This is a genomic window from Streptomyces niger (genome assembly GCF_000718305.1).
Lineage (GTDB): Bacteria > Actinomycetota > Actinomycetes > Streptomycetales > Streptomycetaceae > Streptomyces > Streptomyces niger.
Genome location: NZ_JOFQ01000002.1, coordinates 388,890 through 404,182 on the forward strand (window position 1 = coordinate 388,890; position 15,293 = coordinate 404,182).

Sequence of the window (15,293 nt, forward strand, 5' to 3'; positions counted from 1 at the left end):
GCCGCCCGGCCGCCCCGCCCTCCCTCTTTCCTTCTCTCCCAGGAGAGTGCGCCATCACAGCGTCCAGCAGCCCCCCGGCGGAGCGTGCCCCCGCCGTCGAACTCCGCGGCATCACCAAGCGGTTCCCCGGCGTCGTCGCCAACCACGACATCGACATCACCGTCCGGCGCGGCTCCGTGCACGCCCTGGTCGGCGAGAACGGCGCGGGCAAATCCACCCTGATGAAGATCCTCTACGGCATGCAGAAGCCGGACGAGGGCACCATCACCATCGACGGCGAGCAGGTCTCCTTCGCGAGCCCCGCCGACGCCATCGCCCGCGGCATCGGCATGGTGCACCAGCACTTCATGCTCGCCGACAACCTCACCGTCCTGGAGAACATCGTCCTGGGCGCCGAGAAGCTGCACGGCATCGGCGCCGCGGCCCGCGCGGCCGTCGTCGAGGTCTCCGACCGGTACGGGCTGAACGTACGGCCCGACGTGCTGGTCGAGGACCTGGGCGTCGCCGACCGGCAGCGCGTGGAGATCCTCAAGGTCCTCTACCGCGGCGCCCGTACGCTCATCCTCGACGAGCCGACGGCGGTGCTGGTCCCGCAGGAGGTCGACGCGCTCTTCGACAACCTGCGCGAGCTCAAGGCCGAGGGCCTCACCGTCCTCTTCATCTCGCACAAGCTGGGCGAGGTGCTCTCCGTCGCCGACGACATCACCGTCATCCGGCGCGGCACCACCGTCGCCTCCGTGGCGCCGGGGGAGACCACCCCCAAGCAGCTGGCCGAGCTGATGGTCGGCAGCGAGCTGCCCTCCCCGGAGACCCGCGAGTCCACCGTCACCGACACCCCGATGCTGACGGTCGACGCGCTGCACCTGAGCGCCACCGACCCCGACGGCGTCGTCCGCGCGGTCCTGGACGGCATCGGCTTCACCATCCACAAGGGCGAGGTCCTGGGCATCGCGGGCGTGGAGGGCAACGGCCAGGCCGAGCTGGTCGAGGCCATCATGGGCATGCGCGACCCGGACGGCGGCACCATCACCCTGGACGGCGCGGACATCAGCCACGCGCCCACCCGCAAGCGGCGCGAGGACGGCATCGGCTACGTCCCCGAGGACCGGCACCGGCACGGCCTGCTGCTGCAGGCCCCGCTGTGGGAGAACCGCATCCTCGGCCACGTCACCGAGAAGCCCAACTCCCGCGGCCGGCTGCTGGACCTGAAGGCGGCCCGTACCGACACCGAGCGGATCGTCGCCGAGTACGACGTCCGCACCCCCGGCATCGAGGTCACCGCGGCCTCGCTCTCCGGCGGCAACCAGCAGAAGCTGATCGTCGGCCGCGAGATGAGCCACCACCCCAAGCTGCTGATCGCGGCGCACCCCACGCGCGGCGTGGACGTCGGCGCGCAGGCGCAGATCTGGGACCAGATACGCGAGGCCCGGCGCGAGGGTCTGGCCGTGCTGCTGATCTCCGCCGACCTGGACGAGCTGATCGGCCTGTCCGACACCCTGCGGGTGATGTACCGGGGCCGACTGGTCGCGGACGCCGACCCCGCCACCGTCACCCCCGAGGAGTTGGGCTCGGCCATGACCGGCGCCGCCAGCGGCCACCTGGAGCACGTCGAGGACGGCACGGAGACCGGGGGAGGTGCGGCGGAGTGAAGAAGATCGACCGTACGAAGCTCACCCTGGGCATCGCCGCGCCGGTCCTCGCCATCGTCGCGGCCCTGGTCATCACCTCGGTGATCATCCTGGCCACCGGCAAGGACCCGCTCCACGCCTACACCGTGATGGTGGACTTCGGCTCCAAGAGCGACAGCCAGGTCTGGATCATCAACAAGGCGGTGCCGTACTACCTCTCCGCGCTGGCCGTGGCCATCGGCTTCCGGATGAACCTCTTCAACATCGGCGTGGACGGCCAGTACCGCATCGCGGCCTTCTTCGCCGCGGTCGTCGGCGGCGCCCTCACCCTCCCCGGCTTCCTCCAGATCCCGCTGATCATCATCGTGGCGATGCTGGTCGGCTCGGTCTGGGCGGGCATCGCCGGCATCCTGAAGACCACCCGCGGGGTCAGCGAGGTCATCACGACCATCATGCTGAACTCCATCGCGGCCGCCGTGATCGGCTACTTCCTCCAGGAAGGCCGGCTCGCGGTCAAGGACGGCAACCTCTTCCACACCCCGAACCTGCCGGCCTCCAGCCACTTCTTCACCATCCCGACCCAGCCCGACCCGCTCGACGGCTTCCTCGTCGTCGCGGCGATCGCCGGCGTCGCGTACTGGTTCGTGCTCGGCCGCACCCGCTTCGGCTTCGACCTGCGGACCGTCGGGCAGTCCGAGTCCGCCGCGCAGGCCGGCGGCGTCAGCGTCAAGCGCATGGTCGTCACCTCCATGCTGCTCTCCGGCGCGGCAGCAGGCCTGATCGGCATGCCGACGCTGCTCGGCGTCTCGTACAACTACGGCACCGACTTCCCCGTCGGCATCGGCTTCACCGGCATCGCCATCGCGCTGCTCGGCCGCAACCACCCCCTCGGCATGGCCGCCGGCGCGCTGCTGTGGGGCTTCCTGGAACGCACCGGCACCCAGCTGGAGTTCGAGGACTACGAGCAGGAGATCGTCGGCGTGATGCAGGGCGTCATCGTCCTGTGCGTCGTCATCGCCTACGAGGTCGTACGCCGCTACGGCCAGCGGCTCCAGCAGCGCAAGGTCGGCGAGGAGCTCGCCGCGCAGGCCCGCAAGACCGACAAGGCGGAGGTGTCCGCGTGAGCCAGAACCTCACGGCCCCGGCCACGAAGGACCCCGGCGGCAAGGGCGGCCGGCTCGCCGCCGTCCGTACGAAGCTGACCTACCCCAAGGTCCTGCTGATCCTCGCGGGCGCCCTCGTCCTGCTCTCCCTGCTGCGCGTCGTCACCGGCGCCACCGACCTCACCGGCTCCGGCCAGTACACGGCAGCGCTGAACGCCGCCGTGCCGATCGGCCTCGCGGGCCTCGGCGGCCTGTGGGCCGAGCGCTCCGGCGTCATCAACATCGGCCTCGAAGGCATGATGATGCTCGGCGCGTTCTCGGCCGGCTGGATCGGCTGGCAGTACGGCCCCTGGGCGGCGGCGCTGGCCGGCGTCCTCGGCGGCGCGCTCGGCGGGCTCATCCACGCCATCGCCACCGTCACCTTCGGCGTCGACCACATCATCTCCGGCGTCGCCGTCAACATCATGGCGCTGGGCCTCACGCAGTTCCTGGCCAAGCTGTGGTTCGGCGCGGAGGGCAGCGCGGCGGCGCAGGCGGGCGGCAACGACAAGCAGTCCCCGCCGATGGCCGACATGCCGACCTTCACGGTGCCCGGCCTCTCCGACTGGCTGCTGTCCGTCGAGAAACACCACTGGTTCCTGGTCTCCGACCTGGCCGGCATCCTCGGCTCGCTGGTCACCAACGTCTCCTGGCTGACCGTCGCCACGCTCGCCGTCTTCGCCGCCAGCTTCTTCGTCCTCTGGCGCTCGTCCTTCGGACTGCGGCTGCGCTCCTGCGGCGAGAGCCCGATCGCGGCCGAGTCGCTGGGCGTCAACGTCTACACGTACAAGTACGCCGCGGTGGTCACCTCCGGCGCGCTGGCCGGCCTCGGCGGCGCGTTCCTCGCCATCTACGTGCACATCTACCAGGACGGACAGACGGGCGGCCGCGGCTACATCGGCCTCGCCACCATGATCTTCGGCAACTGGCGGCCCGGCGGCGTCGCCATGGGCGCGGGCCTCTTCGGCTTCATGGACGCCTTCCAACTGCGCGGCGGCGGCGAGACCGTGCACGCGCTGCTGCTCCTGCTCGCGGTGCTGCTGGTCGGCCTCGCGATCTGGAAGCTGCGCGGCGGCCACCGCATCCAGGGCATCGCCAGCATCGCCGTCGCCGTCCTGCTCGCCCTCTGGTACGCCACGACCGACACGGTCCCGCTGGAAATCGTCTCCGTCGCGCCCTACATCGCTACGCTGCTGGTCCTGTCGCTGTCGGCGCAGCGGCTACGGGCACCGAAAGCCATCGGCAAGGCGTACCGAAGGGGCCAGGGCACATGACGAACGAGGTCTGCGGAACCCGAGGGGGCCGTCGCACGTGATCGATGCTCCCGACTGGGAGAAGCTGCGCGAGCGGGCCCGGGACGCGATGTCCCGGGCCTACGCGCCCTACTCCGACTATCCCGTCGGTGCGGCGGCCCTCGTGGACGACGGCCGCACCGTCACCGGCTGCAACGTGGAGAACGCCTCGTACGGCCTCGGCTTGTGTGCCGAATGCGGCCTGGTCTCCGAGCTGTTCGCGACCGGCGGCGGCCGGCTCACCGCGTTCGCCTGCGTGGACCGGTACGGCAAGGTGCTGATCCCCTGCGGCCGTTGCCGCCAGCTGCTCTACGAGCACGGCGGCCCGGACCTGCTGGTCGACACCGAGGCCGGCATTCGCCCGCTGAACGACCTCCTCCCGGACGCCTTCGGGCCGGAACACCTGTCGCGCTGAAGCGTTTCCCGCACCGCGTCTATGCGTGTAGACATGAGCGTGCAGACAGGGAACCGACGTGTGTGCAGGCAGGGGAACAGCCATGGAAAGGAAGCCGATGGACGCCATCTCCGTCATCCGCGCCAAGCGCGACCGCGCCGAACTGACCGACGACCAGATCGACTGGATCATCGACGCGTACACCCGCGGCGAGGTCGCGCACGAGCAGATGTCGTCCCTCGCCATGGCGATCCTCCTCAACGGCATGAACCGCAAGGAGATCGCCCGCTGGACCGCCGCGATGATCAACAGCGGTGAGCGGATGGACTTCTCGTCCCTGACCCGGCCCACCGCCGACAAGCACTCCACCGGCGGCGTCGGCGACAAGATCACCCTCCCGCTCGCGCCGCTGGTCGCCGCCTGCGGCGCCGCCGTGCCGCAGCTCTCAGGGCGCGGCCTCGGCCACACCGGCGGCACCCTGGACAAGCTGGAGGCCGTCCCCGGCTGGCGCGCCGACCTCACCAACGACGAGATGCTGAGCATCCTGCACGACGTCGGCTCCGTCATCTGCGCGGCGGGCGCGGGCCTCGCCCCCGCCGACAAGAAGCTGTACGCGCTCCGCGACGTGACGGGCACCGTCGAGTCGATCCCGCTGATCGCCTCCTCCATCATGTCCAAGAAGATCGCCGAGGGCACCGGCTCCCTCGTCCTGGACGTGAAGGTCGGCTCCGGCGCCTTCATGAAGAACCTCGACGACGCCCGCGAGCTCGCCGCCACCATGGTCGAACTCGGCACCGACCACGGCGTACGCACCACAGCGCTGCTCACCAACATGGCCACCCCCCTCGGCCTGACCGCCGGCAACGCCCTCGAAGTCCGCGAATCCGTCGAGGTGCTGGCCGGCGGCGGCCCCGCCGACGTCGTCGAACTCACCCTCGCGCTCGCCCGCGAGATGCTCACCGCGGCCGGCCTCCCCGACGCCGACCCGGCCAAGGCGCTCGCCGACGGCTCCGCCATGGACCACTGGCGCCGCATGATCCAGGCCCAGGGCGGCGACCCCGACGCGCCGCTCCCGGTCGCCCGCGAGCAGCACGTCGTGAACGCCGCCACCACCGGCGTCCTCACCACCCTCGACGCCTACGCCGTCGGCCTCGCCGCCTGGCGCCTCGGCGCGGGCCGCGCCCGCAAGGAGGACCCGGTACAGGCCGGCGCCGGCGTCGAGCTCCACGCCAAGCCCGGCGACGCGGTCCAGGCCGGCCAGCCCCTGCTCACCCTCCACACCGACACCCCGGAGAAGTTCGCGTCCGCCATCGAGGCCCTGGACGGTGGCGTACTGATCGCCCCGCCCGGCACGGACTTCACCCCGGATCCGATCGTCCTGGACCGCATCGCGTAACCCCCTCGGGGCGGACGGCGGCGGGCGTGCTCCGAGCGGACGCGCCCGCCGCGCGCCGCCGGCGCTCCGGTGTTCTCCTGACCGCATGGCGAAGAAGAACGAGAAGAGTCACAAGAGCGGCCGGAAGAGCCAGGACGACCTCAGCAAGGGCGACAAGGTCACCTGGAAGAGCCACGGCAGCGAGGCGGTCGGCGAGGTCGAGAAGAAGATCACCCAGCGCACCGAGGAGGCCGGCCGCACGGTCGACGCCTCGCCGGACGACCCCCAGTACAAGGTCCGCAGCGAGAAGTCCGGCGGCTCCGCTGTGCACAAGCCCGGCGCCCTCAAGAAGAAGGGCAAGTGACGCCGTGGCGAAACAGGACGACCACGACGGCCACGACGCGACCTGGCGCGACTTCAAGGACGCGGTGAACATGTCCCCGTCCGAGCTGGACAAGTGGCTGAAGACGGACGAGTCCAAGGACGCCGGCCAGCACAAGGACGGCGGCGAGTCCGTCGGCCACGACTCCGGCCGGAAGATCGTCGGCATCCTCAAGACCAAGCGCGACGACCTCTCCGACGGCGACTACGCCCACATGCGCAAGGTCACCGGCTACGTCCACCGGCACATGGCCCAGCGCCCCAAGGGCGACGTCGAGGACTCCACCTGGCGCCACTCCCTGATGAACTGGGGCCACGACCCGCTGAAGAAATAGGCGCGTGAGCAGAAACGTACCGCCTGACCTGCGGTTTCCTCATTCGGGTGAACGAGATCGGTGGACCGGTTCGGGTCCAGTTCGGCATGCTGGGATCGGTGACGTACCGATAGAGGAGACCGCCATGAGCGCACTCACCGTCGACCATGCGTCGAGTAACGACCCCGAGTGGGACGAGCTCGTCCGCATCTGGGAGCAGACGGACGCACCCGAGGGCTGCAAGGTGGAGATCATCGAGGGGATCGTCACCGTGTCGCCAGCACCCAGCGAGCACCACAACTTCATCGCCGTGAAGATTCAGCGGCGTTTGTACTCCGTGCTCCCGGAGGACTGGGACATTTACCAGACCCTGGGAACTGCGGTTCCTCCGCGTAGGGGGTACTACATCCCGGATCTCGCAGTGGTCCCGGACGACGTCGTCCTTGGCAGGGAACCGGGCGACTACGTACCGGCATCCGCTGCTGAGCTGATCGTCGAGGTCACTTCGAAGTCCAACGCGAGTCACGATCGGATCGCGAAGGCCGCAGGATATGCCACGGCCGGTGTCCCGCTCTACCTGCTCGTCGACCGATGGGCCCCTGGTGGACCGACCATCACCCTCTTCGGCGAGCCGACGGACGACGTCTATCGCGTCCTGTGGAGTGGCAAGTTCGGCGATCCGGTTGAGCTCCCTGCTCCCTTCGGTCTCACCCTCGACACCGGGATCTTCCCCACCGACTGACGCGGCACGAAGACGAAGGGGCCGTCCCGCCAGGACAGGTGGCGGGGCGGCCCCTCCGGGCTCTTGGGCCGCGTTACGCGGCCTTCTGCATCTGCAGGACGCGGCGCTCGGCGACCGCCTTGCGCGTGGCGTACAGCGTGACCGACGCCGCCGCGACCATGGCCAGCAGGCCGAGGGCGACCGTGGCGGCCCAGCCGCCCGCGTGGAAGGCCGCGGCGCCGAGCGCACCGCCGACGCTGGAGCCGATGTAGTACGCGCTCTGGTACAGCGCCGAGGCCTGCGCGCGGGCCGTCTTCGCCGTACGGCTGACCGCCGACGACGCCACCGCGTGGCCCGCGAAGAAGCCGGCGGTGATCAGGACCAGGCCGAGGACGACCAGGATCAGGATGCCGGCCAGCGACAGCAGCAGACCCGTCGCCGTCGTGCCCACGGCCAGGTACAGCGCCCCGCGCCGCCCCAGCCGGCCGACCAGGCGCCCGGCCGCTGCCGAGGAGACCGTGCCGACGAGGTAGACCAGGAAGACCGAGCCCGCGATGCCCTGCGGCAGCGAGAACGGCGCGCCGACGAGGCGGTAGCCGATCACCGTGTAGACCGCGCCGAAGACCGTCATGAAGAGCGCGCCGATGGCGTACAGCCGGCAGAGCAGCGGGTCGGAGAGGTGCCCGAGGATCGTCCTGCCGAGCGCCTTGGGCCCGACCGCCTTCGGTACGAAGTGCCGCGCCTTCGGCACCATCAGCCGGAAGACCACCGCGCAGAGCACGGCCATCGCGCCGACCGCTGCCAGCGCCGCGCGCCAGCCCCAGGCCTGGGCGACCCAGCCGGTCACGATCCGGCCCGACATGCCGCCGATGCTGTTGCCGGCGACGAACAGCCCCACCGCGGCGACCAGCGCCTTGGCCCGTACCTCCTCGGCCAGGAAGGCCATCGCCGAGGCCGGCACGCCGGCCAGCGCCACGCCCTGGATGCCGCGCAGCGCGATCAGCGCACCGATCGAGGGCGCGAAGGGCACCAGCATCGCGATCACGGCGGCGACGCTCAGCGACACGGTCATCATCGTGCGGCGGCCGAACCGCTCCGAACAGGCGCTCAGCGGCAGCACCGCGAGCGCGAGGCCGAAGGTCGCCGCAGACACGGTCCAGCTGGCTTGGTCCGGCGTCACCCCGAGGTCGTCGGAGATGGCGGGCAGCAGCGCCTGCGTGGAGTAGAGGAGGGCGAAGGTCGAGATGCCGGACGCGAAGAGCGCGAAGCTCATCCGGCGGTAACCGGGGCCCCCGGGCCGCAGCTTGCCGGCTTCGGGGTCGGCAGCGGTCGCGGCGGAATCGACGGTGGTGGACGACTGGTCAGAGGCGTCCGCGCGGGTGGTGGCGGACGCCCTGGTATCAGCAGGAGGCATGGCTCGAACGTACGACTGGCTCAGTTCATGCGTCCAATGCATTGAAACGCCATAATCGATTCCATGCGGCATGAGTACAGCTCACAGCGGGCCCTGTTGCAGCTTCGCAACAGAAAAGACATCCCCATTTCGTCCTGGGCGCTGGCGCTGGCGCCGCGCCTCGCCCAGTTCGAGGCGGTGGCCCGGCACGAGCACGTGACCCGCGCCGCGTACGAGCTGGGCATGCCACAGCCGACCCTGAGCCGCGCCATCGTCCGCCTGGAGGAGGAGCTGGGCGTCGCGCTCTTCGCCCGGCACGGCCGCACCCTCTCCCTCAGCCCCGCGGGCCGCGCCTTCCTCGCCTCCGTGGAACGCGCGCTGAGCGACATCGAGCGGGCCGCGGAGTCCGTGCGCGCCGACGCCGACCCGACCGCCGGCAAGGTCGCCTTCGGCTTCCTGCACACCCTCGGCTCCGAGACCGTACCGGGCCTGCTGCGCACCTTCCGCGCCGACCACCCCAAGGTCCGCTTCCAGCTCGTGCAGACCTACGGCGAGGCGATGCTCGACCGGCTGCGCGCCGGCGACCTCGACCTGTGCCTGACCTCCCCGGTGCCGGACGCGCCGGAACTGGTCGCCCGCCGGCTGGACGAGCAGAAGCTGCGCCTGGTCGTCCCCGACGACCACCCGCTCGCCGGCCGCAAGCGCATCCGCCTCGCCGAGGCCGCCGACGAGCTGTTCGTCAGCCTGGAGCCGGGCTTCGGGCTGCGGCGCATCACCGACGCCCTCTGCGCCGAGGCCGGCTTCACCCCGAAGGTCGCCTTCGAGGGCGAGGAGGCGGAGACGCTGCGCGGCCTGGTCGCCGCGGGCCTGGGCGTCGCCCTGCTGCCACCCCCGCCGGTGCCGCGCCCCGGCGTCGTAGAACTCACCGTCACCGCCCCCCGCGCCGTCCGCGAGATCGGCGTCGCCTGGCTCGACGGCCACGTCGACACACCCCCGGTGGCCGCCTTCAAAAAGTTCCTCCTCAGCCGCCGGGGGCAGTTGCTGCACTGAGAGGGCAGTCACTGCCCCGAGGGCGGCGGGTGCGGTGCTGAGCCGGAGCTGCGGTGCCGGGCCGTCCGCCGCGCCCAGCGCGCCGCCGCCCGCTCGAAGTCCGCCGGCTGCGAGGCGGTGCGGGCGTCCGGGCCCCAGAAGGGCCGCGCCGCGTCGAACTTCGCGCCGAGCTCCCGGGCGAACGTCCGCCGCTCCGCCTCGGTCGTGGCGGCGGAGATCAACCGGGCCCAGCGCACCGTGTCCACCACCGCCGACTTCATCCGCTCGTACGCCAGATAGAAGCGGACGTCCGCCGCCCAGCCCGCCCGGCACTCGGCGGGGGCCGCCGCTGCCCAGGCGGCCCGCATCCGCTTCTCCTCGTCCGGCAGGTAGGCCATCTTGTGCAGGTGGTCGGCCAGGTCGTAGACGGGGTCACCCCACAAGGCCAGTTCCCAGTCGAGGAAGACGGTGCGGGCCGGGCCGACGATGATGTTCTTGCGGTGGATGTCCGCGTGCAGCAGCCGGAACGGGCGCGACTGCAGGTCGCCGGCGGCACGGACCAGGAAGGCGCAGGGGTCCTCGGGCACGCCCAGTTCCCGGTACAGCTCCTGAGTAGGTCCGTCCCCGGCGGCGCGGATGTCCCGGACGAGAGCGAACAACCGCCCGGCGAACCCCACGGTGTCACCGTCCTCGGGCCAGCCCTCCGGCGCGCCGGGCAGCTTTCCGGACGGGACGCGCAGCAGCTGCCCGAACAGGTCCTGGATGCCGTGGAACACCCGATCGGGAATCGGGGTGCCGGCCGGGCAGACGTCGTCCAGCAGGTCCCCTTCGATGAACTCGTGGATCTGGAAGGGCGGGTCCGACTGGGCGTGCAGCAGTTGGGGCGCGGAGCCGACATACGCACGGATGGCGTCGAGCAGGTCCTGCTCGCGCCACATCGTGAGGTCCATCGAGTCCGAGCCGGGCGTGGGGATGCGGACCATGACCGCACCGTCGTCGGACGGTACGCGCACGTTGCGGTTGTAGTACCCGCTGTGTGCGTCGTCCCGCTTGCACGCTTCCTCGTAGAGGGCGATCGCGTTCCTCATCCGCCGGTCACTGCCTTTCGTCCGCGCGCGTACGCCGGCAACTCCAGGAGACCCGTCCGGACGCGCTGCGGGGTCAGGTCGGGGGACAGGCCCCAGTGCAGGCGTGCGGCGTTCACCTTCTTGGCCAGTCGTGTGACCAGGAAGTCGTGGGTGGTCGGGCTGGTGCCGGGGTCGGTCAGCTGTTGCGAGTACCGGATCGTGTCGACGATCGCCGACTTGATCTGTTCGTGCTGCCGGTAGAGGCGGACGTCCGGTTCCCAGCCGCGCGTCGACTCCGGTGGCAGTCCGTCGAGCCAGCGGCGCAGGAACGTCTCCCGCTGGTGTTCCGGGTAGTCCATCTTGTGCAGGTGGAGGGCGACCTCGTAGGCCGGGTCGCCCCACAGTGCCAGCTCCCAGTCCAGGAACCACGTCGCACCGGACGACACGATCATGTTCTTGCGGTGCAGGTCCGCGTGGAGGACGGCGAACGGCCGCGGCGTGAGCCCCGCCCACCGGTCGCTCACGGGGGCGAGCGGGTCCGCCGGGAAGCCGAACGCGGCGAAGACTGCCGCGTACTCCGTGCGGTGCGTGGCATGGATCTCCCGTGTGAGCGCGGCGAGCCGCAGCCCGAACGAGGGGGAGTCCCCGGAGGCGGGCCAGTCCTCCGGCAGTGCGGGCACCTTCTCCTGCGGGACGGCCGTCAACTGGCGCAGTACCTGGACCGTGTCGCCGATCACGTGGCCGGGCACCGCGCTCCCGCGGGGCGAGAACCCGTCGAGGAGGTTCCCCTCGATGAAGGTCTGGATCTGGTACCGGGGCTCCTCCGACACGTGCCGCAGGCCCGGGGCCCGGTCGACGTAGGGACGGACGGCGGTGAGCACGTCCTCCTCACGCCACAGCCGTACGTCCATGATCTGTGCGGCCGGGAGCGGGATGCGTACGTTGACCTTGCCCTCGGGGGACGGCACGCCGATGTTGCGGTTGTAGTAGCCGGCCGCGGCGCCGGTGGCCGCCAGCGCCGCCGCGTACAGTTCCGGCCAGTTCACGCCCCGGCCTCCAGGAAGAGCGTCAGCATGGCGTCCGTCCGGCGTTCCAGGGCCTCGACGGTGCCCGGCGGCTGTACGTACGGACGGGCCCGGGCCGCCGCCGCGACCAGCTCCGGGTCGTCGAGCCCGAGCCGTTCCGCCGCCCGCTGGATGGCGAGCACCAGGGACGGATAGACATCGCACGCTTCGAACTCGGCAGCCGCCCCGCGCAGCACCGCGAGCGCACCGTCCGGGTCGGCCTGCCGTGCCAGGAGGAGCGCCCGGAACATCTCGGCCCGCGCCTTGCCGGATCGGTAGCCGGCGCGATCGAGGGCGGCGTGGGCGCTCAGGAAAGAGGAAGCGGCGCGCTCGAACTCGCCCAGCCGGATCTGGGCCATGGCCATCGCGGTGTAGACCTTGCCGATCTCGTGCTGGGCGCCCAGATCGCGCTGGGCAGCCAGGGCTTCGCCGGCCGCCGCGACGGCGGCCGGCGGGTCGGTGAACACCAGCAGCTCGGCCCGGTTGGTGAGGATGTTCGCCAGGCCGAACGGGTCGGCCGCCCGGCGGTACTCGGCCTGCGCCTGCTCCAGCAACTCGGCGGCCTCGTCGTACTGCATTAGGAAGCGGTGCCCGAGGTGGAGCAGCCGCTTCACATCCGCGCGGACGACGCCGCGCTCTGCCGGGCACATCCGCAGGACGTCCTCGGCCAGCGCGAACGCGCCGACGAAGTCTCCCTGCCACATCCGGATGTCGGCGAGGCAGAACCCGGCCGAGAGCTGGACCGGCCCGTCCTGCTCCGCCCACACCTGCTGGAAGATGTCCGCGGCCACCCGGCTCTCGCCCGCGATACGGCGGGCGTTGGCCGCCGCGAGGGACAGCCGGGCCGACACGGTGGTACCGGCGCGCCGCGTCACCTCGGGTGCGAGATCGATCGCGGCCCGTGCGTTGCCGAGTGCGAGCAGGGACTCCGCCTCGAGGCAGTCGGCCGCTTCCTTGATCGCGTCGTCCGGGCCGCCGCCGGCGCCCCCGCTGCGGCCGGCCAGGTAGTCCCGTATGTCCTGGACGATGCCGTCGACCGTCTGCCGGCCACCCGCCGTCAGACCACGGTCGGCCGCGTCGAGGATGTCCGCCGCGGACAGGTCACCGGCGTGCAGACCGTGGTAGACGGCCTCGCGCAGCGGTGAGGTGCGGCTGGCCCGGCCCCCGTCCCGAGCGGCCGAGGCCTGCCCGGCGATGCCTTCCCAGTGGGAGTGCAGGAGGCGGTGGACGCCGCGCTGTATCGCCGGCGACAGGTGCGTCTGCAGCGCGGCGACCATGAGCTGGTGCAGCCGGTAGCTGCCGTGCGGCAGGGGATAGGTGAACGAGTAGGCGGTCAGGGACTCCCACGTCAGCAGGTGGGCCGGCAGGTCGAAAGCCCGGCCGAGGGCCCGGAAGGTCTCGAAATCGAAGGTCCGGGCGATGCTCAGCAGCTCCAGAATCCGCACCTCGTCCGGCGCGACGTGCTGCAGGAACCGCTGGACGATCTGCTCGGACGTCCGCGCCGTCTCCAGCCGCGCGGAGTGCTGCGCCTGGGTGTCGACCGCGAGGTGCAGGTAGAACGGCACGCCCGCGCTGGCCTCGGCGATGGACCGCTGCCGGGGCAGCTCGGTGATCCCCGCGGCGGTCAGCAGCTCCATGCGTGCGGTCATCGGCAGGCCCTCGACGACCGCCTCCCGGATCACCGCGGCCCAGTCCCGGTCGTACGTCGCCCACTGCAGCGGTTCGCGGCTCGCCACGACGGTCAGGCCGCCCTGCAGCTGGCTGAGCAGGTCCCGCAGCCACGCGTCCGCGCCGAAGCTCTTGCCGCCGGGGAGCGGGGTGGGGACGAGCGCCTCGTACGCATCCACGTACAGGACGAACGGCTGCTCCGTGCTCGCCTCGCGCAGCTCCTCGGCGAGCAGATACGTCACCGCGTAGCCGAGCTCGGCGTTGGAGAGGCTGTCGAGGTCCTGCAGGGTCGGGTCGGTGGCGATGCGGTGTTTGCGGTGCCGGTTGGAGATCGCCCGGCCCGCGAGCCGGACAAGTCCCGCCGCGGTGCCGAAGACCGGGAACCCCATCGCATCGTCGAGAATCTTCGACAGGATGTCGCTCTCCTCGGCGAACGGGGTGTTCGCCCGGTCCATGCGCAGCTGCGGGTGGACCCGCTGCCAAAGGGCCGCGTAGGCGATGTCGAACCGGTCGAACTTGATCCCCTGCGCCCCGAACTCGGTGCGCAGCACCGCCAGCGCGTCCTCCTGCTGGCGCATCGCCGGTATCTGCAGATCGAGGCGGGCGGTGCGGAATCCGGGCCCGGTCCTGTTCCGTAACTCCTGGAGCAGCCGGGACTTCCCGATCCCGCCGACGCCCACCACGTTCAGGATGCGCGGCCCCGCGTCCGGGGCCGCGTTCCGCAGTTCCTCGTCATAGGCCGTCAGTACGGATTCCCTGTTGAAGAACTGCCGTTGCAGCGCGGGCACTCTCCGGTATCGCGGCCCGATCGGCATCCCCGTATCCCCCGTTCGTCTGCTTCGCCCTCGGGAGGTTACCCACAACCGCTGTGGTGCGCACCGCAGTTGATGTTGCGCCTCACTTCCCCAACGTGGCTCCGAAGCCCGCCGCCAAGGGCATGCGGAGGCCCAGTGGTGGGGGTGCGGCCATGGCGTCCTGGACGGGGCGGGAGTAGCCGCGGTGGAAGAGCGAGCCGAGGACGAAGTCGGTGGTGAGGGAGCGGAGTTCGGTTCGGTGCTGGTGCAGGCCGTGGCCGTCGGAGTGGACCTCGAAGCGACAGGTGTCGCGGTTGATCTTCTTGGCGCGCTCGGCGTAGCGGTAGGAGAGGTCGGGGGAGACGCGCGCGTCGTTGGTGCCGTGGACGAGCAGGACGCGCCGGCCGACCAGCTGCTTCACCGGGTCGGGCGGGGTGGTGTCCGGGCCGGTCGGGAGCCAGGGGGCGATGCCGAGGACGGAGTTGACCGCGGGGTGGCCGGCGGCGAGCAGCGCGGCCCGCGCGCCCGTGCCCGTACCGACGAGGCAGACCGGGACGTCGCCGTACCGGCGGACGACCTCGGCCACCGCCCACTCCGCGTCCGCCGCCGGATGGGCCGCCTCGCCGTTCCAGCCGCGGCAGCGGAAGTGCAGGACGTGGGTGGTCAGCCCGTGTCCGCGGCCGGCCCGCGCCAGCGTCGTCGCCAGCGAGCGCGCCGTCAGCGCGGCCACCGGCGAGGTGCGCGCGGTGCTCGTCTCGCAGCCCTCGGGCAGTAACAGGGCGACCGCGTTCACCGCGCCGTCCGCCGTCCCCGTACCCGCTCCCGAGCCCAGTCGTTTCCCCAGCCGGGCCGTGCGCCCGGACACCGATCGGCCATCCATGGGCGACACGATGGCAGAACGGGGGACCGGGGCCCACCCCGTGTACGGGTCACTGTTCCGTATCGGTGCCGGTCGACGGCGGGGAGCAGCGGGGAGGCGTCGCCCGCGGCCGTACGGGAGCGTCGGGGGAGCCCGTGCGCGGCGGTCGGGG

The 15,293-nt window shown here is 71.5% G+C and carries 14 protein-coding genes; 9 read left to right on the forward strand and 5 right to left on the reverse strand.

The window, feature by feature from the left end; genetic code table 11:
- Nucleotides 1-53 precede the first annotated feature (53 nt).
- From IF20_RS05570 to IF20_RS05605, 8 genes are all read left to right on the forward strand, one after another.
- Complete coding sequence (locus IF20_RS05570; protein WP_110943835.1) at nucleotides 54-1,649, forward strand: ABC transporter ATP-binding protein; 1,596 nt, start codon at nucleotides 54-56, stop codon at nucleotides 1,647-1,649.
- Nucleotides 1,646-2,752, forward strand: a complete 1,107-nt coding sequence (locus IF20_RS05575; protein WP_052863823.1) for an ABC transporter permease — start codon at nucleotides 1,646-1,648, stop codon at nucleotides 2,750-2,752. The genes IF20_RS05570 and IF20_RS05575 overlap by 4 nt, the downstream gene beginning before the upstream one ends.
- Complete coding sequence (locus tag IF20_RS05580; protein WP_052863824.1) at nucleotides 2,749-4,044, forward strand: ABC transporter permease; 1,296 nt, start codon at nucleotides 2,749-2,751, stop codon at nucleotides 4,042-4,044. The genes IF20_RS05575 and IF20_RS05580 overlap by 4 nt, the downstream gene beginning before the upstream one ends.
- A gap of 88 nt (nucleotides 4,045-4,132) precedes the next feature.
- Entirely contained in the window at nucleotides 4,133-4,477 is a 345-nt protein-coding gene (locus tag IF20_RS05585; RefSeq protein WP_234426538.1) for a cytidine deaminase, read from the forward strand.
- 97 nt (nucleotides 4,478-4,574) lie between these two features.
- On the forward strand, nucleotides 4,575-5,852 hold the full coding sequence (locus IF20_RS05590; RefSeq protein WP_052863825.1) for a thymidine phosphorylase: 1,278 nt from the start codon (nucleotides 4,575-4,577) through the stop codon (nucleotides 5,850-5,852).
- Between the two features lie 85 nt (nucleotides 5,853-5,937).
- Entirely contained in the window at nucleotides 5,938-6,195 is a 258-nt protein-coding gene (locus tag IF20_RS05595; RefSeq protein WP_052863826.1) for a hypervirulence associated TUDOR domain-containing protein, read from the forward strand.
- Between the two features lie 4 nt (nucleotides 6,196-6,199).
- Entirely contained in the window at nucleotides 6,200-6,547 is a 348-nt protein-coding gene (locus tag IF20_RS05600; RefSeq protein WP_110943837.1) for a DUF3140 domain-containing protein, read from the forward strand.
- Between the two features lie 124 nt (nucleotides 6,548-6,671).
- Nucleotides 6,672-7,268 (forward strand): Uma2 family endonuclease, encoded by a 597-nt coding sequence (locus IF20_RS05605; protein ID WP_052863827.1) that lies wholly within the window; start codon nucleotides 6,672-6,674, stop codon nucleotides 7,266-7,268.
- Nucleotides 7,269-7,341: 73 nt separating this feature from the next.
- Here the strand turns inward: IF20_RS05605 and IF20_RS05610 are convergent, their stop codons facing one another.
- The gene (locus tag IF20_RS05610; protein ID WP_052863828.1) at nucleotides 7,342-8,661 is read right to left on the reverse strand and encodes an MFS transporter; all 1,320 of its coding nucleotides are present in this window, start codon (nucleotides 8,659-8,661) and stop codon (nucleotides 7,342-7,344) included.
- Between the two features lie 63 nt (nucleotides 8,662-8,724).
- Between IF20_RS05610 and IF20_RS05615 the strand changes: the two genes are divergently transcribed.
- Nucleotides 8,725-9,690 (forward strand): LysR family transcriptional regulator, encoded by a 966-nt coding sequence (locus tag IF20_RS05615; protein ID WP_234426514.1) that lies wholly within the window; start codon nucleotides 8,725-8,727, stop codon nucleotides 9,688-9,690.
- A gap of 8 nt (nucleotides 9,691-9,698) precedes the next feature.
- Here IF20_RS05615 and IF20_RS05620 read toward each other — a convergent pair whose 3' ends face one another.
- From IF20_RS05620 to IF20_RS05635, 4 genes are all read right to left on the reverse strand, one after another.
- Nucleotides 9,699-10,757, reverse strand: a complete 1,059-nt coding sequence (locus tag IF20_RS05620; protein ID WP_052863829.1) for a phosphotransferase family protein — start codon at nucleotides 10,755-10,757, stop codon at nucleotides 9,699-9,701.
- Nucleotides 10,754-11,782: an aminoglycoside phosphotransferase family protein gene (locus IF20_RS05625; protein WP_052863830.1), complete on the reverse strand. Its 1,029-nt coding sequence runs from the start codon at nucleotides 11,780-11,782 to the stop codon at nucleotides 10,754-10,756. The genes IF20_RS05620 and IF20_RS05625 overlap by 4 nt, the downstream gene beginning before the upstream one ends.
- Nucleotides 11,779-14,256 (reverse strand): tetratricopeptide repeat protein, encoded by a 2,478-nt coding sequence (locus IF20_RS38965; RefSeq protein ID WP_052863831.1) that lies wholly within the window; start codon nucleotides 14,254-14,256, stop codon nucleotides 11,779-11,781. Before IF20_RS38965 ends, IF20_RS05625 begins: the two co-directional genes overlap by 4 nt.
- Nucleotides 14,257-14,365: 109 nt before the next feature.
- Nucleotides 14,366-15,142: a dienelactone hydrolase gene (locus tag IF20_RS05635; RefSeq protein WP_052863832.1), complete on the reverse strand. Its 777-nt coding sequence runs from the start codon at nucleotides 15,140-15,142 to the stop codon at nucleotides 14,366-14,368.
- Nucleotides 15,143-15,293: the final 151 nt, after the last annotated feature.

Excerpts from the sequence above, each read along its gene's own strand:
- IF20_RS05615 (WP_234426514.1), top strand. The coding sequence starts at position 8,725 with ATGCGGCATGAGTACAGCTCACAGCGGGCCCTGTTGCAGCTTCGCAAC.
- IF20_RS05585 (WP_234426538.1), top strand. The coding sequence starts at position 4,133 with ATGTCCCGGGCCTACGCGCCCTACTCCGACTATCCCGTCGGTGCGGCG.
- IF20_RS05620 (WP_052863829.1), bottom strand. The coding sequence starts at position 10,757 with ATGAGGAACGCGATCGCCCTCTACGAGGAAGCGTGCAAGCGGGACGAC.
- IF20_RS05590 (WP_052863825.1), top strand. The coding sequence starts at position 4,575 with ATGGACGCCATCTCCGTCATCCGCGCCAAGCGCGACCGCGCCGAACTG.
- IF20_RS05595 (WP_052863826.1), top strand. The coding sequence starts at position 5,938 with ATGGCGAAGAAGAACGAGAAGAGTCACAAGAGCGGCCGGAAGAGCCAG.
- IF20_RS05610 (WP_052863828.1), bottom strand. The coding sequence starts at position 8,661 with ATGCCTCCTGCTGATACCAGGGCGTCCGCCACCACCCGCGCGGACGCC.
- IF20_RS05635 (WP_052863832.1), bottom strand. The coding sequence starts at position 15,142 with ATGGATGGCCGATCGGTGTCCGGGCGCACGGCCCGGCTGGGGAAACGA.
- IF20_RS05605 (WP_052863827.1), top strand. The coding sequence starts at position 6,672 with ATGAGCGCACTCACCGTCGACCATGCGTCGAGTAACGACCCCGAGTGG.